Raw genomic sequence first — 24844 nt, 5'->3', positions numbered from 1 at the left:
TTCCTCATTCAGAGTCAAGCGTTTATTTTCGCTTTTCTCTGCCGGCGTTCATCGCTGAACCCCGCTGACCCGGCGGCTTGTGTTCCGTTGTTCCGTGTCAGTGGAGGCGCATTATAGGGAGTTATTCCGAGGCCGCAAGTATAAAGTGAAAATTTTTTATCAAGCGCCTACTTTCCAGGCGATTTGCTTTTTAAACAAACGACACAGCTTAATTACCAAACAAAAACGAGCCCCGAGGGGCCCGTTTTACTGTTTTACATCTTACTGCACTGCGACGATTCGGTCTTCGTTCACTTCCAGACGAATGATTTTCCCTGGAACCAGTTCCCCGGACAGGAGCTGTTGTGCCAATGGGTTTTCAATCTGCTGCTGGATAGCCCGTTTCAAAGGTCGAGCGCCATACACCGGATCGTAACCGTTTTCGCTAAGCAGCTTCAGCGCATCGTCAGAAATGTGGATTTCATAGCCACGGTCTTCAAGACGTTTATATAAACGTTGCAACTGAATCTGAGCAATAGAAGCAATGTGTTTCTCACCCAGAGGGTGGAAGACCACGACTTCATCTATACGGTTAATGAATTCTGGACGGAAGCTGTGGCTCACAACGCCCATTACCAGATCTTTCATATGGCCGTAATCAAGTTCGCCGAATCGTTCCTGAATCAAATCAGAACCCAGGTTCGAAGTCATAATGATAACCGTATTACGGAAATCGACAGTTCTCCCCTGCCCATCCGTCAGTCGACCATCGTCCAATACCTGCAACAGGATATTGAAGACATCCGGATGAGCCTTTTCCACTTCATCCAGCAGGATGACGGAATAAGGACGACGGCGCACAGCTTCTGTCAGATAGCCGCCTTCTTCATAACCCACATATCCCGGAGGCGCCCCGACCAAACGCGAGACGGAATGTTTCTCCATAAACTCCGACATGTCGATACGTACCATCGCGTCATCGCTATCAAACATAAAGTTCGCCAGCGCTTTACACAGTTCCGTTTTACCTACACCCGTAGGCCCAAGGAACAGGAACGAACCAATAGGACGGTTAGGATCAGACAAACCTGCACGGCTACGGCGAATGGCATTCGATACCGCTTCGACAGCTTCATTCTGACCAATCACGCGATGATGGAGATCATGCTCCATACGCAGCAGTTTATCGCGTTCACCTTCGAGCATGCGCGCGACAGGAATACCGGTCCAACGCGCCAGCACATCGGCAATTTCGACATCGGTCACTTTGTTACGCAGCAGCCGCATCGTCTTACCTTCAGACTGCATGGCAAACTCGAGCTGTTTTTCCAGCTCAGGAATTTTTCCGTACTGCAGCTCTGACATCCGTCCCAGATCGCCTACGCGACGAGCCTGTTCGATTGCAATTTTCGCCTGTTCAAGTTCGGCCTTAATAGTCTGCGTTCCTGAAAGTGACGCTTTCTCAGCTTTCCACTCCTCTTCTAACTCGGAATACTGGCGCTCTTTGTCGTCCAGTTCCTCATTAAGCATATCAAGGCGTTTTTTACTCGCTTCATCAGACTCTTTCTTCAGCGCCTGCTGTTCCAGCTTGAGCTGAATGATTCGACGCTCCAGCCTGTCGAGCTCTTCCGGTTTCGAGTCTATCTGCATACGAATGCTGGATGCAGCTTCATCAATCAGGTCGATGGCTTTATCCGGCAGTTGTCTGTCGGCAATATATCGATGCGACAACGTTGCCGCCGCGACAATCGCCGGGTCAGTAATTTGCACATGATGGTGCAGCTCATAGCGCTCTTTCAGGCCACGTAAAATAGCAATGGTGTCTTCAACTGTCGGCTCGGCGACAAACACTTTCTGGAAACGACGCTCAAGCGCTGCATCTTTCTCTATATACTGTCGGTACTCGTCAAGCGTGGTGGCACCCACGCAGTGCAATTCCCCGCGTGCCAGAGCGGGTTTGAGCATATTGCCCGCATCCATAGCGCCATCGGCTTTACCTGCTCCGACCATGGTGTGTAATTCATCGATGAACAGAATGACATTGCCTTCCTGTTTCGACAGATCGTTCAGAACCCCTTTCAGACGCTCTTCAAATTCACCACGGTATTTCGCACCGGCCACCAGCGAGCCCATATCAAGCGCTAAAACACGCCGACCTTTCAAGCCCTCAGGCACTTCACCATTAACAATTCGCTGCGCCAAACCTTCGACGATGGCGGTTTTACCCACACCTGGCTCACCGATCAGCACCGGGTTATTTTTGGTGCGGCGTTGCAGCACCTGAATGGTTCGACGAATCTCTTCGTCACGACCAATGACCGGATCGAGTTTGCCTTGTTCGGCGCGTTCGGTCAGATCAATGGTAAATTTCTTCAAAGCCTGACGTTGGTCTTCGGCCCCCTGGTCGTTCACGCTATCACCTCCACGCATTTGATCAATCGCCTGACTCACGTTGGCGGTTGTGGCTCCGGCCGATTTCAACAGGTCGGTCAGGGTGCCGCGTGATTCAAGCGCAGCCAGAACGAAGAGTTCTGACGAAATAAAGTTGTCTCCACGTTTTTGCGCCAGCTTGTCGCAAAGATTCAGTACACGCACTAAGTCCTGTGATGGCTGAACGTCACCACCGGTGCCTTCTACCTGCGGCAAACGACCGAGTGCCTGATCGATGGCTGTGCGTAACTGGCCGGCATTAATGCCAGCAGACGTGAGTAAAGGACGTACCGATCCCCCTTCCTGATTCAGCAAGGCGCTCATTAAATGAAGAGGTTCGATAAATTGGTTGTCGCGCCCCAGTGCGAGTGACTGGGCGTCGGCGAGAGCAAGCTGGAATTTATTGGTAAGACGATCCAGACGCATAACTCCTCCCATAACAGGTCAATTTTGCTACTGGAGATTAAATGAGGTCATCCCTCAATTATTCAAGGTTAATGACCTGAATTATGCGAAAAGAAAACGGCGCGTGCCGGATCGTCTTGATTCTTTAGGTTATATCAGCCAAATAAAACTTGCCATACGACCAGTGGTATTGTCGCGACGATAAGAGAAAAAATCACCCTTTTCTGTGAAGGTGCAACGATCGCCGCCAAAGATGTGCGTGATGCCGACATTGTTTAAGCGCTGGCGAGCCAGTTGATAAATATCAGCCAGATATTTATCCCCTTTTACCTGAAACGCACTCGCCGCCTGCGCATCTTCTGCGATAAAAGCGTCGCGCACTTCAGGGCCGACTTCAAAGGCCTGTGGACCGATTGCCGGGCCAAGCCAGGCAATCATGTTCTCCGGACGATCCGCAAAACATGCCACGGTCTCTTCCAGAACACCAGCACACAGCCCACGCCATCCGGCATGCGCTGCTGCAACTTCCGTACCGGCTTGATTGCACAACAGAACAGGCAAACAGTCGGCAGTCATAACGGCACAAACTGTCCCGGGCGTATTGCTGTAGGAGGCATCCGCACGTTTTGAGGTATAGGGCTCGCCCGTTAACTTCAATACGTCAGTGCCATGCACCTGCTCAAGCCAAACCGGTTTTGAAGGCAGATGTCCCGCCGCAAACATCCGCTTGCGGTTTTCGTCAACATGGTCAAGGTTATCGCCGCAGTGCGCACCTAAATTCAGTGACTCCCACGCATCCTGACTCACGCCGCCGATTCGGGTAGAACTACAGGCAGCCACACCTTTAGGTAGTGGCCACGCCGGGACTATCAGTTTGGTCATAACCAGTCCACTTTATCCTTATGCTCTTCAAAATCTGCACGCATCGCTTCGATGAGCTCGACCATGTCCTGAGGAATAGGCGCATGCCATTCCATCTCGATGCCTGTAATCGGGTGATACAGGCGCAGCATGGTGGCGTGCAAAGCCTGACGATCAAATTTACGCAGCGTGCTGATAAATTCTTCAGAAGCGCCTTTAGGTGGACGCGGGCGTCCGCCATAAACCTGATCACCCACCAGCGGATGCGTAATGTGCGACATGTGCACACGGATCTGGTGAGTACGGCCCGTTTCCAGACGCAAACGCAAACGCGTATGAATGCGGAAATGTTCCATAATGCGGTAATGCGTTACCGCGGGTTTCCCCATCGGATGCACTGACATGTGCGTGCGTTTGGTCGGGTGACGGCTGATCGGCTCTTCTACCGTACCACCTGAGGTCATGTGACCGATCGCGACCGCTTCATATTCACGGGTGATTTCACGCAGCTGCAACGATTCCACCAAGCGCGTTTGCGCCGGAACAGTTTTTGCGACGACCATCAAACCGGTTGTGTCTTTATCCAGACGATGCACGATGCCTGCACGCGGCACATCGGTGATCGGTGGATAGTAGTGGAGCAGCGCATTCAGCACTGTACCATCAGGATTACCCGCTCCCGGGTGGACAACCAGGCCGCGAGGCTTGTTGATCACCAGAATGTCATCATCTTCATAGACGATGGTAAGCGGGATATCTTGTGCTTCAAAACGGACTTCTTCATCGATTTCAGCATTGATGGCGACCACTTCCCCACCTAACACTTTCTCTTTTGGCGTGTCCCAAACTTTGCCGTTGACCATCACTCGTTGGTCAAGAATCCATTCTTTTATGCGTGAACGCGAATAATCAGGGAACATTTCGGCCAAAGCTTGATCTAAGCGTTGACCGAGCTGATTTTCGGAGACTGTTGCGGTGAGTTCTACTCGTTGTGCCATAGACTGCTTCTTCGTTTAACGTTGGGTTTTACGGCTTTGCCGTATAATATAGTGTGCTATTGTAGCTGGTCTTAATCGGGAGCAGGAAAGAGATTCTCCCGGACAAACATTTGAGGAAAGTCAAAACGTCATGACGCGCATGAAATATCTGGTGGCAGCGGCCACGTTGAGCCTGGCTTTGGTGGGCTGCTCCGGTTCAAATGAACAGGTCCCTGACAATCCGCCGAATGAAATCTATGCGACTGCTCAGCAAAAACTCCAGGACGGTAACTGGAAACAGGCCATAACGCAACTGGAAGCGCTGGATAATCGTTATCCATTTGGTCCTTATTCCCAGCAGGTACAGTTAGATCTTATCTATGCCTACTACAAAAATGCCGATCTGCCGCTGGCTCAGGCAACGATCGATCGCTTCATGCGTCTAAACCCGACTCATCCGAACATTGATTATGTCATGTATATGCGTGGCCTAACCAACATGGCGCTGGATGACAGTGCTCTGCAAGGTTTCTTCGGTGTGGATCGTTCTGACCGCGACCCGCAGCACGCGCGCGATGCCTTCAACGATTTCTCAAAACTGGTACGCGGCTATCCAAACAGCCAGTACACCACCGATGCGACCAAGCGTCTGGTGTTCCTGAAAGATCGTCTGGCTAAGTATGAATACTCCGTTGCCGAATACTATACCCGCCGTGGTGCATGGGTGGCAGTCGTGAACCGCGTAGAAGGAATGTTGCGTGATTATCCTGACACTCAGGCGACCCGCGACGGACTGAAGCTGATGGAAAATGCCTATCGCCAGATGCAGATGAACGCTCAGGCAGAAAAAGTAGCGAAGATCATTGCCGCGAACAGCAGCAATACCTAATTGCTTTACGCTATGTAAAACGGCAGCCCATGGGCTGCCGTTTTTTTATTCATTTTATCGCTTACTGGGGCGCTGTAGCCCCGACCAATCCTATCAACTATGGCTGCAAATCCGCACTTCGACAAGGAAAAAAACGCGTCTTCCTGTCGAGGCTCACAAAAAAGGTTCCCTGACAAAAAGTGACAAAAATGTGTGATTTAGATCACACATTTTGACATTGGGAAAGGTATGCTGGAATCACTAAGACGGAAAGACAAGAGGTAACTTTTATGACAATGAACATTACCAGTAAACAAATGGAAATTACTCCGGCAATCCGCCAGCACGTCGCAGACCGTCTCGCCAAACTTGATAAATGGCAAACACACCTGATTAACCCGCATATCATTCTGTCTAAGGAACCGAAGGGTTTTACCGCTGATGCAACTATCAATACACCTAACGGCCATCTGGTCGCCAGCGCTAAACACGAAGATATGTATACGGCTATCAACGATTTGATCAACAAGCTGGAACGGCAGCTCAATAAAGTGCAACACAAAGGCGAAGCCCGTCGCGCCGCGACATCGGTGAAAGACGCAAGCTTAGCGGAAGAAGTTGAAGAAGAGTAATCCTTTAAATTGAGTATACCGCCAACGCGCCTTCGGGCGCGTTTTTTATTGACAGAACGAAAACAGTACGGGTACTTTAGAGCTATCACTCACAGGATGAATTCATGAAATATACCCCGTTTTTCTTCGCATTCTTTTTTACCTTCCCCTGATTGGGAGGCGTTTCGTCGTGTGATAAAGAATGCGAAGACGAACAACAAGGCCTCCCAAACCGGGAGGCCTTTTTTATGATAACAATAAACGAAATAGGCAACGCTATGACATCGGAAAACCCGTTACTGGATCTGCGAGTAAAAATCAGCGCGCTGGACGAGAAACTACTGGCGCTGCTGGCCGAACGCCGTGCGCTTGCAGTTGAAGTGGGTAAAGCCAAGCTGGATTCCCACCGCCCGGTGCGAGACATCGATCGCGAGCGCGATTTGCTGGAACGCCTGATTCAGCTTGGTAAAGCTCATCATCTGGATGCTCACTACATCACTCGCCTTTTTCAGCTCATCATCGAAGATTCCGTTCTCACCCAGCAGGCGTTGCTGCAACAGCATTTGAATCAAACCAATCCGCACTCAGCGCGCGTGGCCTTCCTCGGGCCAAAAGGATCGTATTCCCATCTTGCAGCGCGCCAGTATGCGGCACGTCATTTCGAAGAATTCATTGAAAGTGGCTGCGCAAAATTCGCCGATATCTTTAATCAGGTCGAAACCGGGCAAGCTGATTACGCCGTCGTCCCGATTGAAAACACCAGTTCCGGCGCGATTAACGATGTCTACGACCTGCTCCAGCACACCAGTCTGTCGCTGGTTGGCGAGCTTAATATCCCTATCGACCATTGCGTTCTGGTTTCGGGTTCAACCGATCTCAGCCAGGTAAATACGGTGTACAGCCACCCGCAGCCGTTCCAGCAGTGTAGTCAGTTCCTGAACCGTTACCCAAACTGGAAAATTGAGTACACCGAGAGTACCTCGGCAGCGATGGCGAAAGTCGCGCAGGCTAATTCGCCAACCGTTGCGGCGTTGGGCAGTGAAGCAGGCGGTGCTCTGTACGGCTTGCAGGTACTGGAGCGAAACCTGGCAAATCAAACGCAAAACATCACCCGCTTCGTGGTCCTGGCGCGCAAAGCCATTAACGTATCCGAACAGGTGCCCGCCAAAACAACGCTGCTTATGGCAACGGGTCAGCAGGCCGGTGCGTTGGTAGAAGCGCTGCTGGTTCTGCGGAATCACAATCTGATCATGACCAAACTTGAGTCCCGCCCAATCAACGGCAATCCGTGGGAAGAGATGTTTTATCTTGATATCCAGGCTAACCTGGAGTCCGCTTCCATGCAGAAAGCCCTGCGTGAACTGGGTGAAATCACCCGTTCAATGAAGGTATTGGGCTGCTATCCAGGCGAAAACGTGGTGCCGGTCGATCCGGTTTAACGTTCGACAAAGGGGCTTTTCTTCATTCCTGCCACGTTGACTGGCAGGGTGAAGATCGCACCAGAAAGCGGATATTTAGCCACTTCTTCAGCGTTCATATTTTCTCGCGTCGTCGTGATAAACAGCGTTTTCATGTCATCACCGCCAAAGCAAACCATCGTCGGACAACGCACCGGTAGTCGGTATTCTTCCAGTTGTTCACCCTGCGGTGAAAAACGCGCAATACGCCAGCCATCAAACAGCGCGCTCCAGTAGCACCCTTCAACGTCCATCGCCGCACCGTCAGGCATGCCCTCCCCCTTTTCAAACCGGCGAAAGTCGTCACGCATCCCCGGCTCGCCATGTTCATTTAAGGGCGTACGGTAAATCACGCTGTTTGGCGTATCCGAGGTAAACATCCACTGGTGGTCCGGGCTAAACGCCAGGCCGTTATGCCCGTGGATATCACACTGAATAACTTTAGGCGTCAGGTCGTTATCAATACGCATCAGCATGGCGCCGTTATAATCGCCCGGCCCCCAGAATGTGCCCGCGTAAAAACGCCCACGATGATCGGTACCGCCATCGTTAAAGCGTGCAAGCTGAGGATTGGAAGGGTTATCGCAGACTTTACGTTGGAGCAAACCGTGTTTGTCGGTAAGCCAGATAGCGTTACGCATTGCCACGATAAAACCGCCCTTCTCGCGTAATGCAAAGCACCCGACTTCTTCGTGGAAAGAGAGAACAGAGTGAGTAGCCGACGGGAGATGATACCGATGAATCTCCCCTTCCAGAATATCCGCCCAATAGAGCGCATTCTCGCCCTCACTCCAGGTCGGGCATTCAGGTAAATGCCCGGTGTAATCAAACAGAACGTGTGGTTCAACCATGACCCATCCCCAAAATGAAAAAAGCCAGCTAAGCTGGCTTTTAGTATATACATCACTGGGCTACTGGCGACTATCATTCGCCTGGCGCAACAGAGTACGGCTTTCATTCTGGAAACGTTTCGCGTGATCCCCGAACCAGTGCTCGACCTTGCGGAAACTGTCGATAAACGCCTGCTTGTTGCCTTGTTCCAGTAACGCGATAGCCTCACCAAAACGCTGGTAATAACGTTTGATCAGCGCCAGATTATTCTCTGACGACATAATAATATCCGCGTAAAGTTGCGGGTCCTGCGCAAACAGACGTCCTACCATTGCCAGTTCAAGACGGTAGATGGGTGACGAAAGCGCCAGCAGTTGCTCAAGCTGAACGTTTTCTTCCGCCAGATGCAAACCATAGGCAAAGGTCGCAAAGTGGCGCAGCGCCTGAATAAACGCCATGTTTTGATCGTGTTCAACAGCACTGATGCGATGTAGACGCGCGCCCCATACCTGAATCTGTTCCAGGAACCACTGATAGGCTTCGGGCTGACGACCATCACAGTACACGACCACCTGCTTCGCCAGACTGCCGCTATCCGGGCCAAACATTGGGTGTAACCCCAATACCGGGCCTTTGTGCGCCGTCAGCATCGCCTGGAGTGGACCATTTTTCACCGACGCCAGATCAACCAGAATGCAGTCATCCGGTAACGGTGGGAGCTTCGCAATGATCTGCTCAGTGACATGAATCGGCACGCTGACGATAACCATGCCTGCATCAGCCATCAAATCTGTCGCGCGTGCCCAATCCTCTTTTTCAAAAATGCGCACCTGATAGCCAGAAAGCGTCAGCATTTTTTCGAATAGACGGCCCATCTGGCCGCCGCCGCCCACAATGACCACTGGGCGCAATGACGGACACAGGGTTTTAAATCCTTTGTCGTTCTCGCTGGAGTAGGATTCACGCATCACGCGACGCAGTACATCTTCAATCAAATCAGGGGAAACCCCCATGGACTGCGCTTCATCGCGTCGGGACGCCAGCATTGACGCTTCACGCTCCGGCACATAAATCGGCAAACCGTATTTGCTTTTCACTTCACCGACTTCAGCGACCAGCGACATACGGCGTGCCAGAAGATCCAGCAGCGCCTTGTCGACTTCATCAATTTGATCGCGCAGTGCAGTCAATTCTGCAACCATAAAAACCTCTTAAGCCAGACGCGTCGCCAGTTGACCGTTCAAATCTTTGTGGATCTCACGCAGCAAAGCGTCTGTCGCTTCCCAACTGATACAGGCGTCCGTAACGGATACACCGTGTTTCATGGCACTGCGCGGCTGTTCAGACGACTGATTACCTTCGTGGATGTTGCTTTCAATCATCAGTCCAATAATAGAACGGTTACCATCTTTAATTTGGGCGACCACGGATTCCGCAACCGCAGGCTGGCGACGGTAATCTTTGTTCGAATTACCATGGCTGCAATCTACCATCAGAGCCGGACGCAGTCCCGCCTGTTCCATCTCTTTTTCACACTGCGCCACATCCGCAGGGCTGTAGTTCGGTGCTTTACCGCCGCGCAAAATCACATGTCCATCAGGGTTACCCTGAGTTTGCAGCAGGCAAACCTGGCCGGCCTGGTTAATCCCGACAAAACGGTGCGGCATAGCAGCGGCACGCATGGCGTTGATGGCGGTTGCCAGACTGCCATCGGTGCCATTTTTAAAACCGACCGGCATCGACAGGCCAGAAGCCATCTCGCGGTGAGTTTGTGATTCGGTTGTACGTGCACCAATCGCAGACCAGCTAAACAGATCGCCGAGGTATTGCGGGCTATTAGGATCGAGCGCTTCAGTCGCCAGTGGCAGACCCATGCTGACCAGTTCAACCAGCAGATGACGCGCAATCTTCAGGCCGGATTCAACATCAAACGAACCATCCATGTGCGGGTCGTTGATCAACCCCTTCCAGCCCACGGTGGTACGAGGTTTTTCAAAATAGACGCGCATGACCAGGTAGAGGCTATCGCTGACCTCTTCGGCTAACACTTTAAATCGACGAGCATATTCAATCGCGGTTTCAGGATCGTGAATCGAGCATGGACCGCACACCACCAGCAGGCGCGGATCGCGACCGGCAATGATGTCAGAGATGGTCTGGCGCGACTGCTCGATTTGCGCTTCTTGCTCAGAACTCAGTGGGAATTCCAGCTTTAACTGATCCGGAGTGATCAAAACTTGTTCGTCGGTAATATGTACGTTGTTCAGCGCGTCTTTTTGCATGATGGCGATCCTGTAATGCTCGTTTGCGATAGTGTTTTCCTCGATGAGGTGAGCTCACAATACCACACGCAGTAAAGATTTCAATCCAAATTCCGTAAATTTTAATTTACACATTGCGTTTTATAGCAAAAAATACCCACCATTATCGTAAACATAAAATTACAGTCAAACTTCTCAACGCCAGGCTATGCTGAACAAAAAGGAGAATCCTATGCGCCCACTGGTTTTCGCCCTGCTGGCACTGCTTTTGACAGGCTGTCAAATCAATCCCTACACCTTCCAGCCAGACTGGACCGGTACCAGCTGGTTTACTGCCGGCAAAGAAGATGCCATGAATGGTGCGTCGGTAAAAAGCAATGAAACGCTCGCCGATAACTTTAACGATCCCGATGTGAATCGTAGTGAATATCTGCGTGGTTATGCAGATGGCCAGAAAAGAATATGTACTGACGACTTTGTCTATGCGTGGGGTCTCTCGGGGAAAATATTCCCCGCCAGTTGCGATACAGCAGAAAATGCGGATTTATTGCGTAAATCCTGGCAAAAAGGAATGGATGAAGGTTTGCGAGCCTCCAGACTTAATTGACCTTATTGCATAGCGACTGCATTCAAATTCTGCTTTAGATTTTACTTAAGTCCCGTGAACAACAATTTCACATAATGACGACTCACGTAAAAAATGATAGTCTGCGGATAATATTGAGAGAAATATATTTCAGAGCGGTGCGGCGGTTTCAGGTGAGACATTATTTTGCGATCTCTTTATGCCAACTGACACTGGCGCTAATACTTCTGACGGTCGGAGGGAAAACTCTCGCCGCAGCGCAAACGCCGACGGATAAGTCAGTTCGCGCGATCGTCTCTGGAATCGTCAGTTATACCCGCTGGCCCTCGCTTTCCGGCCAGCCCAAGCTCTGTATTTTTGCCTCTTCACACTATACGCAGGCGCTCAGTGAAAGTGGGTCCGTACCTTTACCTTATAGCCCACTGATTGTTCATAGTGAATCTGAAGCACTTAATGCCACTTGCGATGCTATTTATTTTGGTAACGAATCACCCGCAAGCCAGCTTGAATTAATAAACCGTTATCAGGGAAGAGCGCTGCTATTAATCACCGAACAAAATCCTGAATGTGTTATTGGCAGCGCATTTTGCCTGATAATTAATGAAGACACAGTACGATTTTCTATAAATCTGGATGCACTATCCCGTAGTGGTGTCAGGGTCAATCCAGAAGTGTTAATGCTTGCCCGGAATAAGAAGCATGAATAAGGAATTCACTTCAACGTCACGACCGACATTTAAAAGAACGTTAAGACGCATCAGTATGATTAGCGTCGTTATCACTATGACCCTGATATGGCTATTATTATCTATTGCCTCAGTCGTCACGCTAAAACAATATGCGCAAAAAAATCTCGAATTAACCAGCGCCACAATGAGCCGGAGTCTTGAGGCTTCGCTGGTGTTCAACGACGCGACAGCTGCCACTGAAACGCTTGCCATGTTGGGCAAACAGGGGCAGTTTGCCGTAGCCGAAGTACTCGACGGACAGGGTAAACGTTTTGCGCACTGGTCGTGGAATCCCGACGATAATCCCGATGCGCTGGGGACTCTGGTCAGCCGCTGGCTGTTCCCCACACCCGCGATTCAGCCCGTCTTACATAACGGTCATGCTATTGGCGAAGTGCGTATTACTGCGCGCGACAGCCTGATCAGCCACTTTATCTGGATGTCTTTCGCCGTCCTGACCGGGTGTATTCTTATCGCTGCGTTTGTCGCCCTGTCCATCACGCAGTCTCTGCATAACGGAATAGTGAACGCGCTACAAAACATCACTGATGTTGTGCATGACGTTAAATCGAATCGCAACTTTTCGCGTCGAGTGGAAGAAGAGCGTATTGAAGAATTTCATCGCTTCGGCCAGGACTTTAATAGTCTGCTCGATGAAATGGAAGAGTGGCAGCTTAAGCTACAGGCGAGAAATGCGCAGTTGATGCGAACCGCGATGCATGACCCCCTGACCGGTCTCGCAAATCGTGCCGCCTTCCGCAACAGCATTGCGGCGCTGATGAAAGACGCTTCTGCGCAAACCAACTCCGCTCTGCTGTTTCTTGATGGCGATGACTTTAAGCTCATTAACGACACATGGGGCCATGCGGCCGGAGATTGTGTGTTGATCGAAGTGGCGAACCGCATGGTCGAGTTTGGCGCGAAACGTCATCAATCGTACCGCCTTGGCGGAGATGAATTTGCCATGATTCTGTACGGCGTCCATTCGGCAACAGACGTCCAACAACTTTGTGCTGCCCTTTCGCAGCAATTCCTCCGTCCGTACGATCTTCATAACGGGCACACTGCAAACATGTCACTTAGCATTGGCTTTGCTCTTACGTGGGAAAATACCTCAGTAGAGGCATTACTGGAGCAAGCCGACCGTAATATGTATCTGGTGAAAAACCAGCGCACAAAAATAATATCTTAAAAAGGAATACGTTATGTTCAGGCGATATCTCGCTCCGGTTTTATTAGCATCAACTATTCTGGCGGGCTGTCATGCCCCCCCTCAGGGAAAATTTACGCCAGAACAAGTCGCTGCGATGAAGTCTTACGGCTTCAATGAAATGAACGGTGACTGGTCACTCGGTCTCTCTGACAAAATTTTGTTCGGCAAAAATGAGTCGCAACTCAGAGCTGAAAGCGAGCAACAAATTCAGTCGATGGCCTCACGCCTGGCGGGAACGGGCTTGACGCACGCCCGGATGGACGGACATACCGACAACTACGGTGAAGAGAGTTACAACCAATCCCTGTCGTTAAAGCGGGCAAACGTGGTGGCTGATGCCTGGGCTAAAGGGGCAAATATCCCGCGCAGCAATCTCACTACGCAGGGATTAGGCAAAAAACACCCGGTCGCCAGCAATAGCACGTCACAAGGACGCGCTGAAAACCGCCGTGTTGCGGTGGTGATCAGCACGCCTTAACCGATTACTTTGCTGATTCAGCCAGTGATAACACCGACTGCGCGCGCCAGCGCAACCAGTCAATGACCACAAAGAGCAGCAGGCTGCATCCCATCACTGGCATTGCCAGCCCTAACGCAATGCTGATCATGATCGAGACAATCCGTCCGCTCACTGGCAACACCATCCAGCACTGACAAAGCGTCAGTACGGGGTTGCTTGCCGACTGCGTTGGGCGTCGCATCCACCACATTCGATATCCCCAGGCAATCAACACGCACAGAGCGATACCGAAAGCGATCAGCGCCAGCTGATTTACCAGCCCAAAGAGAATCCCCATGTGGAAATCAACACCCCAGCGGGTCAGTTTTGCCATGAGCGGGAAATCCGCAAAACGGGTGCGATCCAGGATCTGCATGGAATGCGGATCAATAGCGACCGCATCCACCTGAGTCGGCCAGCCACGATCGATTTCCGTCACGGTCCACGCCCGATCGGCCATTTTTGCCGGTCGGATCTCCAGCTTGCTGGCATCAATGCCCGCTGATCTTGCGGCATGCAGAACGTTGTCGAAAAGCGTCAGATCCATTGCCATCTCAGGCATCATCATCGCACTGTGATGCCCGTGATGTTCGGCATGAGGATCGACCTCTTCCGCCGGTCCCTGCAGTTTGGTATTGACCTGAGGCGTTAACCAATTCATTTCAGAGCGCAATTTATCAACGTTTCCTCCCGCCCATTGAGACCAGGTCAGCCCGGTGGCGGAAAACAGCAGCATGCCACCCAACAGCACCCAACCTAACGTCACATGCACGCGACGGAGGTTCTGGAATCGATTATTGATGCGCCGTTTTGGGCGAGTGTAAAACCACAGTGCAATGCCCCCCAGCGCGGCAACCCACATCCATGACGCTGCCAGCTCGCTGTATAAACGGCCAACATCACCCAGCATCAGTGAGCTGTGCAGATAGTCGATGGTCTGGCGTAGCGGCAGGATCCCACTGGTTCCGTAGACTGTCATATCGCCACGGATGGCAAGACTAACGGGGTCGACAAAAATAGCCCGGTGCTCAGACGGCCCAAGCTGCGGATCGGTAAACATCACGCGAGTGGTTTCACCCCTGACCAAACCTGGGCGTACGGCGTGAAGACGTAAGTCGTTACCTACCGCTTTCTCGGCCACTGCAATTTGCTCAGCCAAAGACTGCGGTTCACCAGACGTTTCTCCGTACAACGCATGCTTGTACATATAGCTCTCAAGCTGCGGCGTGGCGACGTACAAGGTTCCGGTAAGCGCGGCAAAGAAGATAAACGGGCCGACAAATAGCCCAATGTAAAAATGCAGGCGACGCAGCAGGTTTCCCCATGCTGCGCGCGGAGTACAGGTGGTCATACTTTTCCTTTGTGCAGGTAAAAAGTTATCGGCACGCCCAATCTGGTGTGCGTTTTATTTTTAACGGGAAAAAGCAGTCCACCGCGGCGGCGCGCGCGTATCAGGATACAACCAGGGGAAGTAGTGCCAGTGACTCACCACCGGACGTGGTGGCTTTATGCTAAGTCTTTGCAGAACGGCACTCAGCACCACCACCAGGGCTAAAATCATGCCAGGAACGTGCGCCATCAGCACACAATACCCACACGCCTCCGCATGATCGACTGGCATTGAGTGCGGGGTATCACCATGATGATCGTCCATCGGCATAGCACTCATATCGTGATGCATGCCAGGCATGGTGCTCATGGGATCTTTTTGCAGCGAGATGGAGATAAGAGGAGCGACCACAATCAGCAGGATCGCAAACAGCGCGGTCCAGGCCGCTGCGCGTTTCAAGGCTGAATGATGCAGTGCGTTATCCAATTGCCCTCCAGTGAAGAGGGGGCATTGTAAATGATTTATGAAAGGATGGTTAACATCGTGAGGTCATTTACATAAAAAAGGGCCGACCTTTCGGCCAGCCCTTTTATCAGGATGTCGCTTAAGCGAATCTTAGCCAAGACGCTCTTTGATACGAGCAGACTTACCAGTACGCTCACGCAGGTAGTACAGTTTAGCTTTACGTACAGCACCACGGCGTTTAACAGAAATGCTGTCAATTACTGGAGAGTGAGTCTGGAAGACACGCTCAACACCTTCGCCGTTAGAAATTTTACGAACAGTGAATGCAGAGTGCAGACCGCGGTTACGAATAGCGATAACCACGCCCTCGAATGCCTGCAGACGTTTTTTGGTACCTTCAACAACCCATACTTTCACTTCCACGGAATCACCCGGACGGAATGAAGGTACGTCCTGCTTCATCTGCTCTTGTTCAATTTGCTTAATAATGTTGCTCATAATTTAATCTCTTATCCTGGGTAAACTGATATTTGGGGGCTTACGCCATCCCATCATGTTTATGCTGCTGGTGCGCGTGTTCTTTTTTGAACTCAGCCAGCAACTTTGCTTGCTCTTCAGTCAGAGCCAGGTTTTCCAGAAGTTCAGGTCTTCTAAGCCAGGTGCGGCCCAGCGACTGCTTCAAACGCCAGCGACGTATCTCGGCATGGTTACCTGACAGTAATACCGCCGGTACTTCCATCCCTTCTAACACTTCAGGACGAGTATAGTGTGGACAGTCCAGCAACCCGTCGGCAAAAGAATCTTCTGTTGCCGATGCTTCATGGCCCAGTACACCCGGAATGAACCGGGCTACAGAGTCAATCAGCGTCATTGCCGGTAGCTCACCACCGCTGAGAACGTAATCGCCGATAGACCATTCTTCGTCAATCTCGGTCTGAATTACGCGCTCATCTATGCCCTCATAGCGACCACAGACCAGAATCAGTTTCTGATTCGTCGCCAGTTCGCTCACGCCCGCTTGATCAAGCTTGCGTCCCTGAGGTGACAGATAAATCACCTTTGCGCCTTCACCTGCCGCGGCTTTTGCTGTATGAATCGCGTCCCGTAAGGGTTGCACCATCATTAACATCCCCGGTCCGCCGCCGTAAGGACGTTCGTCCACGGTACGGTGCCGGTCATGCGCGAAGTCACGAGGACTCCAGCTCTGGATGTTCAGCAGGCCTTTTTTTACTGCCCGGCCAGTTACCCCGTAATCAGTAATCGCGCGGAACATTTCAGGAAACAGGCTGATAATGCCAATCCACATAGCGCCGTCTTTTACCGTTTATCCGGAGAATTTAAAAACCAGGATCCCAATCTACTTCAATCGTACGAGTAGTGAGATCGACTTTCTTGATAACCTGTCCATCGAGGAACGGAACCAACCGCTCCTTGATGCCAAATGCATCTTTCAGGTTTGCCTTAATGACGAGAACGTCATTTGAGCCCGTTTCCATCATATCAATGACTTTACCGAGCTCGTATCCTTCCGTGGTTACTACCTGGCAACCCATAAGGTCTTTCCAGTAGTAGCCATCGTCAAGCTTTGGCAACTGCGATGAATCAACGACAATTTCGCAATTCGTCAGGAGATTCGCAGCATCGCGATCTTCAACGCCTTTCAGCTTGATCACGATATCCTGATTGTGGCGACGCCAGCTTTCCAGCTCGACCTCTTCCCACTTACCGCCTTTCTGGATAAACCAGGGCTGGTAATCAAAAATGCTTTCAGCGTCTTCAGTGGAGGAAAACACTCTGAGCCAACCACGGATACCGTAGCAAGAACCCATTTTTCCCAATACGATCGGTTCAACAGGTGCTTTATTGCTCATCATGACCACCGTGACAGATTAAGCTGCTTTGTTTGCTGCTTTGATCAGCGCAGCAACGCGGTCGGAAACAGTCGCGCCCAGGCCAACCCAGTGAGCGACACGATCCAGATCCAGACGAGTTTCTTCTTCTGCACCGCTAGCCAGCGGGTTGAAGAAACCAACGCGCTCGATGAAGCGACCGTTGCGTGCATTACGGCTGTCAGTAACAACAACCTGGTAGAACGGACGCTTTTTCGCGCCGTGACGTGCTAAACGAATAGTTACCATAACATCCTCTTGTGTGAATAAAACACTGGGCCCCATCGAGGAACGGAGCCCAGTGTCATATTAAAAGCCCGAAAATTTTACTCATTTTTGGGCAAAAAGCAATCTCTAAAGCACTTAACGCCCTGGAAAACCTGGAGGCATCATCCCTTTCATCCCGCGCATCATTTTCGCCATACCGCCCTTCTTCATTTTCTTCATCATGCGCTGCATGTCGTCGAACTGTTTCAGAAGACGGTTAACGTCCTGCACCTGCATACCGCAACCGGCAGCGATACGACGTTTGCGTGAGCCTTTGATGATTTCTGGTTTTGCGCGCTCTTTCAGCGTCATCGAGTTGATGATCGCTTCCATACGCACCAGCACTTTGTCATCCATCTGCGCTTTCACGTTGTCAGGAATCTGACCCATGCCCGGCAGCTTGCCCATCAGGCTCGCCATGCCGCCCATGTTTTTCATCTGACGCAGCTGTTCCAGGAAGTCGGTCAAATCAAAACCGTCACCTTTTTTCAGCTTGCTCGCGAGCTTCTCAGCCTGCGCGCGGTCAACCTTGCTCTCGATATCTTCGATAAGCGACAGCACGTCGCCCATACCGAGAATACGTGACGCAATACGGTCCGGGTGGAACGGTTCCAGCGCTTCGGTCTTCTCACCCACGCCGAGGAACTTAATCGGCTTACCGGTGATATGACGAATTGAGAGCGCCGCACCGCCGCGGGCGTCGCCGTCCACTTTGGTCAGGACAACGCCGGTCAGCGGCAGCGCTTCGTTAAACGCTTTTGCGGTATTTGCCGCATCCTGGCCCGTCATGGCGTCGACAACAAACAGAGTTTCTACCGGATTGATCGCGGCATGAACCTGTTTGATTTCATCCATCATCGCTTCATCAACGTGCAAACGACCGGCGGTATCCACCAGCAGCACGTCGTAGAACTTCAGCTTGGCTTCTTTCAACGCGGCATTAACGATATCAACCGGTTTTTGCGCCACATCGGACGGGAAGAAATCGACCTCAACCTGCTGCGCCAGCGTTTCTAACTGTTTGATCGCCGCAGGGCGGTAAACGTCGGCAGAAACAACCAGCACTTTCTTTTTGTGCTTTTCGCGCAGGAATTTACCCAACTTACCGACGCTGGTGGTTTTACCTGCACCCTGCAAACCGGCCATCAGAACCACAGCTGGCGGTTGCGCAGCCAGGTTCAGAACCTGATTTTCTTCGCCCATCGCCGCAACCAGCTCGTTACGCACGATTTTGACGAACTCCTGACCCGGGGTCAGGCTCTTATTCACTTCATGACCAACCGCTTTTTCTTTCACACGGTTGATGAATTCACGCACGACCGGCAGCGCCACGTCGGCTTCGAGTAACGCCATACGCACTTCGCGCAGCGTCTCTTTAACATTGTCTTCGGTAAGTCGTCCACGGCCGCTGATGTTGCGCAGCGAGCGCGACAAACGATCGGTTAAATTATCAAACATTGTCTCTCGCCTGATGTAGAAACGTTGGGTCGCCACAGCGACACATACACAGAATTTTGCCGGAGTATAACATGAAGGCGTCTTTGTTGTTATGCAACGGTTGGAGCACGCGTCACGTAACGTTATACTGCTTATCTTTCTTATTCAGACAACTGTCGACGCCTATATGCCTGTTTTCGCACTGATCGCCCTTGTTGCCTACTCTTTCAGCCTTGCGCTGATCATTCCTGGCCTGTTGCAAAAAAACAGCGGCTGGCGACGGATGGCTATTTTGTCGGCGGTGATCGCACTGGTAAGCCATGCGTTTGCCCTGGAATCGCGTATTATTCCAGGCGACGGCAGCGTCCAAAATTTGAGCGTGCTGAACGTAGGTTCGCTGGTGAGCCTGATGATTTGTACGGTGATGACCATTGTCGCCTCTAAAAATCGCGGGTGGCTGTTACTGCCGATTGTCTATGCCTTCGCGCTCATCAATCTGGCTTTCGCGACTTTCGTGCCAAACGAGTTCATCACGCATCTGGAAACCACACCCGGCATGATGGTGCACATCGGGCTGTCACTATTCTCCTACGCGACGCTGATTATTGCCGCATTGTATGCAATGCAATTGGCGTGGATTGACTACCAGCTAAAAAACAAAAAGCTGGTATTCAACCAGGAAATGCCACCGCTGATGGTGATAGAGCGCAAGATGTTTCACATCACCCAGATTGGCGTGGTGCTGCTAACGCTGACACTGTGCACCGGTTTGTTTTATATGCAGAATTTATTCAGCGTTGAGAATATCGATAAAGCCGTGCTCTCTATCATCGCGTGGTTTGTTTATGTTGTCCTGTTATGGGGCCATTATCACAAGGGCTGGCGCGGTCGTCGCGTCGTCTGGTTTAACGTCGCAGGCGCTGGCATTTTGACCCTGGCTTATTTCGGTAGCCGCGTCATACAGCAGTTCGTCAGCTAAGCAACAAAGGAGTTCCCCCTGGAACACATCTCAACCACCACGCTGATCGTTACGCTGATCGTCATGGTGGTCATCTCCGCCTACTTCTCTGGCTCGGAAACCGGCATGATGACGCTAAACCGCTACCGGTTACGTCATCGCGCTAAACAAGGTAACCGCGCCGCCCGCCGCGTTGAAAAGCTGCTACGCAAGCCTGACCGCCTGATTAGCCTGGTCTTGATCGGTAATAACCTGGTCAACATTCTGGCTTCTGCGCTGGGCACCATCGTCGGGATGCGTCTTTACGGCAACGCTGGTGTGGCAATTGCCACCGGCGTACTGACATTCGTGGTGCTGGTTTTCGCCGAAGTGCTGCCCAAAACCATCGCCGCGCTCTATCCCGAAAAGGTGGCCTATCCAAGCAGCTTTCTGTTGGGGCCGTTGCTGATCCTGATGATGCCGCTGGTCTGGTTGCTCAACAAAGTGACGCGTCTGCTGATGCGCTTAATGGGCATTAAAGCGGATGTCACCATCAGCAGCGCACTCAGCAAAGACGAACTGCGCACGCTTGTGAATGAATCACGCTCGCAAATTTCCCGCCGTCACCAGGACATGCTGCTCTCGGTGCTGGACCTGGAAAAGATCAGCGTCGACGACATCATGGTCCCGCGCAATGAAATTGTCGGTATCGACATCAACGATGACTGGAAAGCGATTGTCCGTCAACTCACGCACTCTCCTCACGGACGCATCGTTCTGTATCGTGATTCGCTGGATGACGCCATCAGCATGCTGCGCGTGCGTGAAGCCTGGCGACTCATGCAAGAAAAGAAAGAGTTCACCAAAGAAGTGATGCTACGTGCGGCTGATGAGATTTATGTCATACCGGAAGGCACTCCGCTCAGTACTCAACTGGTCAAATTCCAGCGAAATAAAAAGAAAGCGGGCCTGGTTGTGAATGAATATGGCGATATTCAGGGGCTGGTTACCGTGGAAGACATTCTGGAAGAGATCGTTGGCGATTTTACAACGTCCATGTCGCCGTCACTGGCAGAAGAAGTCACGCCGCAAAACGACGGTTCGGTGCTGATTGATGGCAGCACCAACGTTCGTGAGCTGAATAAAGCGTTTAACTGGCACCTGCCGGAAGAGGACGCGCGCACGATTAACGGTATGATTCTGGAAGTGCTGGAAGAGATCCCGGCTGCTGGAACGCGCGTGCGTATCAGCCAGTACGATATTGATATTCTGGATGTGCAGGAAAACATGATTAAGCAGGTGAAAGTCATTCCGGTCAAACCGCTGCGGGACAGCGTCGCAGAATGAGAAATCCCCTCTCCGTCGGAGAGGGGAGAACGGATTAGCCCTTCGCTTTCGCGACAGTGACCATGGCAGCACGAATTGTGCGACCATTCAGCGTATAGCCTTTCTGCATCACAGCCAGCACGTTACCGGCAGCAACGTCTTCTGACTCAACCATCGCAATGGCCTGGTGAACGTTCGGGTCCAGCGCAACGTTAGTCTCTGCAACCACTTCAACGCCGAACTTACGCACCACATCCAGCATAGATTTCAGCGTCAGCTCAAGACCTTCAACCATCGCCGTCATATCCGGATTCGCTTTGTCTGCCACTTCCAGAGCGCGATCCAGGCTATCAATCACCGGCAACAGCTCATTGACGAATTTCTCCAGCGCAAATTTATGCGCTTTCTCAACGTCGAGTTCGGTACGGCGACGCAGGTTTTCCATTTCGGCTTTAACACGCAGCACACCTTCGCGCTCGCGATTCTGCGCTTCAGTTAACTGAGCTTCCAGATTCGCAATTTTTTCATCGCGCGGGTCCACCTGCTCAGCAGAAGCGTCTGGCTCTACAGCCTCAACTTCTTCATGCTGTTCCGTGATAATTTCTTCAGGGGCTTGCCCCTCAGGCGTTTTCTGTTCTTTACTACTCATGAATTTCTCCGCGTTTTTTCTGCATTCATCTCGCTAACTTCGCTTATTATGGGGATCAGTTTCCGGGATTCAAGGGAACAAAGCACATTGTCACCATCATTCGGCACAAGGACCTCCAGAAAATGAATAATCATTTCAAGTGTATTGGGATTGTCGGACATCCACGTCATCCAACCGCGCTGACGACACATGAAATGCTGTATCGCTGGCTGTGCGCGAAAGGTTATGAGGTGATGGTTGAGCAGCAAATTGCCCAGGAATTACAGCTCAAAAATGTCAAAACCGGCACGCTGGCGGAAATCGGACAGCAGGCCGATCTCGCGGTCGTGGTCGGCGGTGACGGCAACATGCTGGGCGCCGCCCGAACGCTGGCCCGCTACGATATTAAGGTTATTGGTATCAATCGCGGCAACCTGGGTTTTCTGACCGATCTCGACCCTGACAATGCCCATCAACAGCTTGCTGATGTACTTGATGGTCATTATATCAGCGAAAAACGCTTTCTGCTGGAAGCGCAGGTCTGCCAGCAAGACTGCCAGAAGCGCATCAGCACGGCGATTAATGAAGTTGTGCTGCACCCTGGCAAAGTCGCACACATGATTGAATTCGAAGTCTATATCGACGAAGTTTTCGCCTTTTCGCAGCGTTCTGATGGGTTAATTATTTCGACCCCGACAGGCTCAACGGCGTATTCCCTTTCTGCGGGCGGACCGATTCTGACTCCGTCGCTGGACGCGATCACGTTAGTCCCCATGTTCCCGCACACTCTCTCTGCTCGCCCACTGGTGATTAACAGCAGCAGCACTATTCGACTGCGCTTTTCACATCGCCGTAACGATCTCGAAATTAGCTGCGACAGCCAGATTGCCCTGCCTATCCAGGAAGGTGAAGACGTGTTAATCCGTCGTTGCGACTATCATTTGAATCTGATCCACCCAAAAGACTACAGTTATTTCAACACATTAAGCTCAAAACTCGGCTGGTCGAAAAAATTGTTCTAATTTTTGCATCCAGCACTTTACTGTATAAAAAACCAGTTTATACTGTATGAAAATACAGTTATGGTTTTTCATACAGGAAAACAATTATGCTGGCACAACTGACCATCAGCAACTTCGCCATTGTTCGTGAACTCGAGATCGACTTCCTGAGCGGAATGACGGCCATTACCGGTGAAACCGGTGCGGGTAAATCTATTGCCATTGATGCGCTCGGCTTGTGCCTTGGCGGTCGTGCCGAAGGCGATATCGTCCGCTCAGGCGCAAACCGCGCAGATCTCTGCGCGCGTTTCTCCCTTAAAGACACGCCTGCCGCCCTGCGCTGGCTTGAAGCGAACCAGCTTGAAGATGGACGTGAGTGTTTACTTCGCCGCGTAATCAGCAGCGATGGTCGTTCCCGCGGCTTTATCAACGGCACTGCGGTTCCACTTTCCCAACTTCGGGAACTGGGCCAGTTGCTGATCCAAATCCACGGTCAACACGCCCATCAGCAATTGATTAAACCTGAACAGCAAAAGTCCCTTCTCGACGGCTATGCAGGTGAGTATGCGCTCACTCAACTGATGGCTGAGCACTATCGTCAGTGGCACCAAAGCTGCCGCGAGCTGGCCCAGCACCAACAGCAAAGCCAGGAACGTTTAGCGCGTGCCGAACTGCTGGAGTATCAGCTCAAAGAACTCAATGAATTTCAGCCACAGTTGGGCGAATTCGAACAAATCGACGAAGAGTACAAACGGCTGGCGAACAGCGGCCACCTGATTTCAACCAGCCAGCAAGCCTTAAATCTGCTGGCCGATGGTGAAGACGTCAACCTGCAAAGCCAGCTGTATAGCGTTCGTCAACAGGTGACTGAGTTAGTGGGACTTGACAGTAAACTCTCAAGCGTAATGGAAATGCTTGAAGAAGCGGCGATTCAGATTTCTGAAGCCAGTGAAGAGCTGCGCCATTATTGTGAACGTCTGGATCTCGATCCGAATCGTTTGTTTGAACTTGAACAACGCATTTCAAAACAGATTTCTCTGGCACGTAAACACCTCGTCACCCCGGAAGAGTTACCCAATTATCATCAGTCTCTACTGGATGAACAGCAGTTGCTGGACGATCAAGCCGACTCTCTGGAAACCCTTTCGCTGGCAGCGAATATTCACCATCAGCAGGCGCTGGCCACAGCGAAGCAGCTTCATGAGGTACGCCAGCAGTACGCTCAGGAATTGAGTCAGCACATTACCGACAGTATGCACGTATTATCGATGCCACACGGTGTTTTTGCGATCGACGTTAAATTTGAAGAACAGCATCTCACCGCCGAAGGTGCAGATCGCGTTGAGTTCCGCGTAACGACAAACCCAGGGCAACCTTTACAGGCGATCTCGAAAGTCGCATCAGGCGGTGAGCTTTCCCGTATCGCTCTGGCCATCCAGGTGATTACTGCACGTAAAATGGAAACGCCTGCACTCATTTTCGATGAAGTGGATGTCGGGATCAGCGGTCCAACCGCTGCCGTTGTGGGTAAATTATTACGTCAGTTGGGGGAATCCACTCAGGTGATGTGTGTCACTCACCTTCCGCAGGTAGCAGGTTGCGGACATCATCATTTCTTTGTGAGTAAAGAAACGGATGGTGAAATGACAGAAACCCATATGCAGCCGCTTGATAAACGTGCGCGTCTGCAGGAGCTGGCACGACTGCTGGGCGGTAGCGAAGTCACACGAAATACGCTCGCAAACGCCAAAGAACTGCTGGCTGCATAAACTTTTTCGGGATCTCAGAGTCATACAGAACAACAAAAACGCCGTCAGACCGGTTTCAAAGTGGGGCAAGGTCTATTATCATCGGCATA

Annotated in this window: 26 protein-coding genes and 1 other annotated feature; of the genes, 12 read left to right on the top strand and 14 right to left on the bottom strand. The window is 51.4% G+C overall.

Annotation, left to right across the window (positions count from 1 at the left end; translation table 11 throughout):
* Positions 1 to 261: 261 nt before the first annotated feature.
* From clpB to rluD, 3 genes are all read right to left on the bottom strand, one after another.
* Positions 262 to 2835, bottom strand: a complete 2574-nt coding sequence (gene clpB / locus AC07RN_RS18845) for an ATP-dependent chaperone ClpB (protein WP_015960066.1) — start codon at positions 2833 to 2835, stop codon at positions 262 to 264.
* 129 nt (positions 2836 to 2964) lie between these two features.
* Entirely contained in the window at positions 2965 to 3696 is a 732-nt protein-coding gene (gene yfiH, locus AC07RN_RS18840; RefSeq protein ID WP_478337037.1) for a purine nucleoside phosphorylase YfiH, read from the bottom strand.
* Positions 3693 to 4673 carry a 23S rRNA pseudouridine(1911/1915/1917) synthase RluD gene (gene rluD, locus AC07RN_RS18835; protein ID WP_015960068.1) on the bottom strand — a complete coding sequence of 327 codons (981 nt, stop codon included), beginning with the start codon at positions 4671 to 4673 and terminating at the stop codon, positions 3693 to 3695. Before rluD ends, yfiH begins: the two co-directional genes overlap by 4 nt.
* Before the next feature lie 130 nt (positions 4674 to 4803).
* Between rluD and bamD the strand changes: the two genes are divergently transcribed.
* From bamD to pheA, 4 genes are all read left to right on the top strand, one after another.
* Positions 4804 to 5541 (top strand): outer membrane protein assembly factor BamD, encoded by a 738-nt coding sequence (gene bamD, locus AC07RN_RS18830; protein ID WP_015960069.1) that lies wholly within the window; start codon positions 4804 to 4806, stop codon positions 5539 to 5541.
* A gap of 269 nt (positions 5542 to 5810) precedes the next feature.
* On the top strand, positions 5811 to 6152 hold the full coding sequence (gene raiA / locus AC07RN_RS18825; RefSeq protein WP_015960070.1) for a ribosome-associated translation inhibitor RaiA: 342 nt from the start codon (positions 5811 to 5813) through the stop codon (positions 6150 to 6152).
* 103 nt (positions 6153 to 6255) lie between these two features.
* Positions 6256 to 6381, top strand: a sequence feature (Phe leader region).
* Positions 6257 to 6304, top strand: a complete 48-nt coding sequence (gene pheL / locus AC07RN_RS18820; protein WP_106379811.1) for a pheA operon leader peptide PheL — start codon at positions 6257 to 6259, stop codon at positions 6302 to 6304. It overlaps the preceding feature by 48 nt.
* Before the next feature lie 28 nt (positions 6382 to 6409).
* Entirely contained in the window at positions 6410 to 7570 is a 1161-nt protein-coding gene (gene pheA, locus AC07RN_RS18815) for a bifunctional chorismate mutase/prephenate dehydratase (protein ID WP_041689494.1), read from the top strand.
* Here the strand turns inward: pheA and AC07RN_RS18810 are convergent.
* The 3 genes from AC07RN_RS18810 to aroF are packed head-to-tail and all read right to left on the bottom strand — an operon-like array spanning position 7567 to position 10701.
* Entirely contained in the window at positions 7567 to 8439 is an 873-nt protein-coding gene (locus AC07RN_RS18810) for an SMP-30/gluconolactonase/LRE family protein (protein ID WP_478337036.1), read from the bottom strand. The two genes, pheA and AC07RN_RS18810, sit on opposite strands and share 4 nt — an antisense overlap.
* 60 nt (positions 8440 to 8499) lie before the next feature.
* Complete coding sequence (tyrA, locus tag AC07RN_RS18805) at positions 8500 to 9621, bottom strand: bifunctional chorismate mutase/prephenate dehydrogenase (protein WP_235133871.1); 1122 nt, start codon at positions 9619 to 9621, stop codon at positions 8500 to 8502.
* A 9-nt stretch (positions 9622 to 9630) separates the two neighbouring features.
* Positions 9631 to 10701, bottom strand: a complete 1071-nt coding sequence (aroF, locus tag AC07RN_RS18800) for a 3-deoxy-7-phosphoheptulonate synthase AroF (protein ID WP_133631150.1) — start codon at positions 10699 to 10701, stop codon at positions 9631 to 9633.
* A 211-nt stretch (positions 10702 to 10912) separates the two neighbouring features.
* Here aroF and AC07RN_RS18795 point away from each other — a divergent pair, with 211 nt between their 5' ends.
* The 4 genes from AC07RN_RS18795 to AC07RN_RS18780 all read left to right on the top strand — a co-directional run bounded on the left by AC07RN_RS18795 (position 10913) and on the right by AC07RN_RS18780 (position 13685).
* The gene (locus tag AC07RN_RS18795) at positions 10913 to 11287 is read left to right on the top strand and encodes a DUF2799 domain-containing protein (protein ID WP_478337035.1); all 375 of its coding nucleotides are present in this window, start codon (positions 10913 to 10915) and stop codon (positions 11285 to 11287) included.
* A gap of 74 nt (positions 11288 to 11361) precedes the next feature.
* Entirely contained in the window at positions 11362 to 11973 is a 612-nt protein-coding gene (gene yfiR, locus AC07RN_RS18790) for a regulatory sequestration protein YfiR (protein WP_478337034.1), read from the top strand.
* Positions 11966 to 13186, top strand: a complete 1221-nt coding sequence (gene dgcN, locus AC07RN_RS18785; protein ID WP_407437463.1) for a diguanylate cyclase DgcN/YfiN — start codon at positions 11966 to 11968, stop codon at positions 13184 to 13186. The genes yfiR and dgcN overlap by 8 nt, the downstream gene beginning before the upstream one ends.
* A gap of 13 nt (positions 13187 to 13199) precedes the next feature.
* The gene (locus AC07RN_RS18780; RefSeq protein WP_478337033.1) at positions 13200 to 13685 is read left to right on the top strand and encodes an OmpA family protein; all 486 of its coding nucleotides are present in this window, start codon (positions 13200 to 13202) and stop codon (positions 13683 to 13685) included.
* 4 nt (positions 13686 to 13689) lie between these two features.
* Here the strand turns inward: AC07RN_RS18780 and AC07RN_RS18775 are convergent, their stop codons facing one another.
* The 7 genes from AC07RN_RS18775 to ffh form a co-directional block, all read right to left on the bottom strand.
* Entirely contained in the window at positions 13690 to 15057 is a 1368-nt protein-coding gene (locus AC07RN_RS18775) for a PepSY-associated TM helix domain-containing protein (RefSeq protein WP_478337032.1), read from the bottom strand.
* Between the two features lie 60 nt (positions 15058 to 15117).
* Positions 15118 to 15522: a DUF2946 domain-containing protein gene (locus AC07RN_RS18770; RefSeq protein ID WP_449553798.1), complete on the bottom strand. Its 405-nt coding sequence runs from the start codon at positions 15520 to 15522 to the stop codon at positions 15118 to 15120.
* A gap of 129 nt (positions 15523 to 15651) precedes the next feature.
* A complete protein-coding gene (gene rplS / locus AC07RN_RS18765) occupies positions 15652 to 15999 on the bottom strand; it encodes a 50S ribosomal protein L19 (protein WP_015960081.1) in 348 nt (115 codons plus the stop codon).
* Positions 16000 to 16039: 40 nt separating this feature from the next.
* Positions 16040 to 16807 (bottom strand): tRNA (guanosine(37)-N1)-methyltransferase TrmD, encoded by a 768-nt coding sequence (trmD, locus tag AC07RN_RS18760; protein WP_015960082.1) that lies wholly within the window; start codon positions 16805 to 16807, stop codon positions 16040 to 16042.
* A gap of 31 nt (positions 16808 to 16838) precedes the next feature.
* Positions 16839 to 17375: a ribosome maturation factor RimM gene (gene rimM / locus AC07RN_RS18755; protein ID WP_041689496.1), complete on the bottom strand. Its 537-nt coding sequence runs from the start codon at positions 17373 to 17375 to the stop codon at positions 16839 to 16841.
* Between the two features lie 15 nt (positions 17376 to 17390).
* On the bottom strand, positions 17391 to 17639 hold the full coding sequence (gene rpsP / locus AC07RN_RS18750; RefSeq protein ID WP_059177789.1) for a 30S ribosomal protein S16: 249 nt from the start codon (positions 17637 to 17639) through the stop codon (positions 17391 to 17393).
* A 114-nt stretch (positions 17640 to 17753) separates the two neighbouring features.
* Entirely contained in the window at positions 17754 to 19115 is a 1362-nt protein-coding gene (gene ffh, locus AC07RN_RS18745) for a signal recognition particle protein (RefSeq protein ID WP_015960085.1), read from the bottom strand.
* A 166-nt stretch (positions 19116 to 19281) separates the two neighbouring features.
* On the opposite strand from ffh, the gene AC07RN_RS18740 reads away from it, so the two are divergent.
* Entirely contained in the window at positions 19282 to 20073 is a 792-nt protein-coding gene (locus AC07RN_RS18740; RefSeq protein WP_041689707.1) for a cytochrome C assembly family protein, read from the top strand.
* Positions 20074 to 20091: 18 nt separating this feature from the next.
* Positions 20092 to 21378 carry an HlyC/CorC family transporter gene (locus AC07RN_RS18735; RefSeq protein ID WP_071818762.1) on the top strand — a complete coding sequence of 429 codons (1287 nt, stop codon included), beginning with the start codon at positions 20092 to 20094 and terminating at the stop codon, positions 21376 to 21378.
* Between the two features lie 34 nt (positions 21379 to 21412).
* On the opposite strand, the gene grpE is transcribed toward AC07RN_RS18735, so the two are convergent.
* A complete protein-coding gene (gene grpE / locus AC07RN_RS18730; protein WP_015960088.1) occupies positions 21413 to 22006 on the bottom strand; it encodes a nucleotide exchange factor GrpE in 594 nt (197 codons plus the stop codon).
* A 122-nt stretch (positions 22007 to 22128) separates the two neighbouring features.
* Between grpE and nadK the strand changes: the two genes are divergently transcribed.
* Together nadK and recN are read left to right on the top strand one after the other, a co-directional pair.
* Positions 22129 to 23007: an NAD(+) kinase gene (gene nadK / locus AC07RN_RS18725; protein ID WP_015960089.1), complete on the top strand. Its 879-nt coding sequence runs from the start codon at positions 22129 to 22131 to the stop codon at positions 23005 to 23007.
* Between the two features lie 86 nt (positions 23008 to 23093).
* Complete coding sequence (gene recN, locus AC07RN_RS18720; RefSeq protein WP_478337031.1) at positions 23094 to 24755, top strand: DNA repair protein RecN; 1662 nt, start codon at positions 23094 to 23096, stop codon at positions 24753 to 24755.
* The last annotated feature ends 89 nt before the right edge of the window (positions 24756 to 24844 follow it).

This window comes from Lelliottia sp. GFLA7 (assembly GCF_056490165.1).
Note: the sequence above shows the minus strand (reverse complement) of the source record. Positions and strands in the feature narration are given on the sequence as shown.

Coding starts and splice junctions, on each gene's coding strand:
- AC07RN_RS18795 (WP_478337035.1), top strand. CDS start 10,913: ATGCGCCCACTGGTTTTCGCCCTGCTGGCACTGCTTTTGACAGGCTGT.
- AC07RN_RS18775 (WP_478337032.1), bottom strand. CDS start 15,057: ATGACCACCTGTACTCCGCGCGCAGCATGGGGAAACCTGCTGCGTCGC.
- recN (WP_478337031.1), top strand. CDS start 23,094: ATGCTGGCACAACTGACCATCAGCAACTTCGCCATTGTTCGTGAACTC.
- AC07RN_RS18740 (WP_041689707.1), top strand. CDS start 19,282: ATGCCTGTTTTCGCACTGATCGCCCTTGTTGCCTACTCTTTCAGCCTT.
- trmD (WP_015960082.1), bottom strand. CDS start 16,807: ATGTGGATTGGCATTATCAGCCTGTTTCCTGAAATGTTCCGCGCGATT.
- grpE (WP_015960088.1), bottom strand. CDS start 22,006: ATGAGTAGTAAAGAACAGAAAACGCCTGAGGGGCAAGCCCCTGAAGAA.
- rplS (WP_015960081.1), bottom strand. CDS start 15,999: ATGAGCAACATTATTAAGCAAATTGAACAAGAGCAGATGAAGCAGGAC.
- rluD (WP_015960068.1), bottom strand. CDS start 4,673: ATGGCACAACGAGTAGAACTCACCGCAACAGTCTCCGAAAATCAGCTC.
- AC07RN_RS18810 (WP_478337036.1), bottom strand. CDS start 8,439: ATGGTTGAACCACACGTTCTGTTTGATTACACCGGGCATTTACCTGAA.
- pheA (WP_041689494.1), top strand. CDS start 6,410: ATGACATCGGAAAACCCGTTACTGGATCTGCGAGTAAAAATCAGCGCG.
- AC07RN_RS18780 (WP_478337033.1), top strand. CDS start 13,200: ATGTTCAGGCGATATCTCGCTCCGGTTTTATTAGCATCAACTATTCTG.
- yfiR (WP_478337034.1), top strand. CDS start 11,362: ATGACGACTCACGTAAAAAATGATAGTCTGCGGATAATATTGAGAGAA.
- ffh (WP_015960085.1), bottom strand. CDS start 19,115: ATGTTTGATAATTTAACCGATCGTTTGTCGCGCTCGCTGCGCAACATC.
- rimM (WP_041689496.1), bottom strand. CDS start 17,375: ATGATGAGCAATAAAGCACCTGTTGAACCGATCGTATTGGGAAAAATG.
- dgcN (WP_407437463.1), top strand. CDS start 11,966: ATGAATAAGGAATTCACTTCAACGTCACGACCGACATTTAAAAGAACG.
- nadK (WP_015960089.1), top strand. CDS start 22,129: ATGAATAATCATTTCAAGTGTATTGGGATTGTCGGACATCCACGTCAT.
- aroF (WP_133631150.1), bottom strand. CDS start 10,701: ATGCAAAAAGACGCGCTGAACAACGTACATATTACCGACGAACAAGTT.
- raiA (WP_015960070.1), top strand. CDS start 5,811: ATGACAATGAACATTACCAGTAAACAAATGGAAATTACTCCGGCAATC.
- bamD (WP_015960069.1), top strand. CDS start 4,804: ATGACGCGCATGAAATATCTGGTGGCAGCGGCCACGTTGAGCCTGGCT.
- tyrA (WP_235133871.1), bottom strand. CDS start 9,621: ATGGTTGCAGAATTGACTGCACTGCGCGATCAAATTGATGAAGTCGAC.
- clpB (WP_015960066.1), bottom strand. CDS start 2,835: ATGCGTCTGGATCGTCTTACCAATAAATTCCAGCTTGCTCTCGCCGAC.
- yfiH (WP_478337037.1), bottom strand. CDS start 3,696: ATGACCAAACTGATAGTCCCGGCGTGGCCACTACCTAAAGGTGTGGCT.
- rpsP (WP_059177789.1), bottom strand. CDS start 17,639: ATGGTAACTATTCGTTTAGCACGTCACGGCGCGAAAAAGCGTCCGTTC.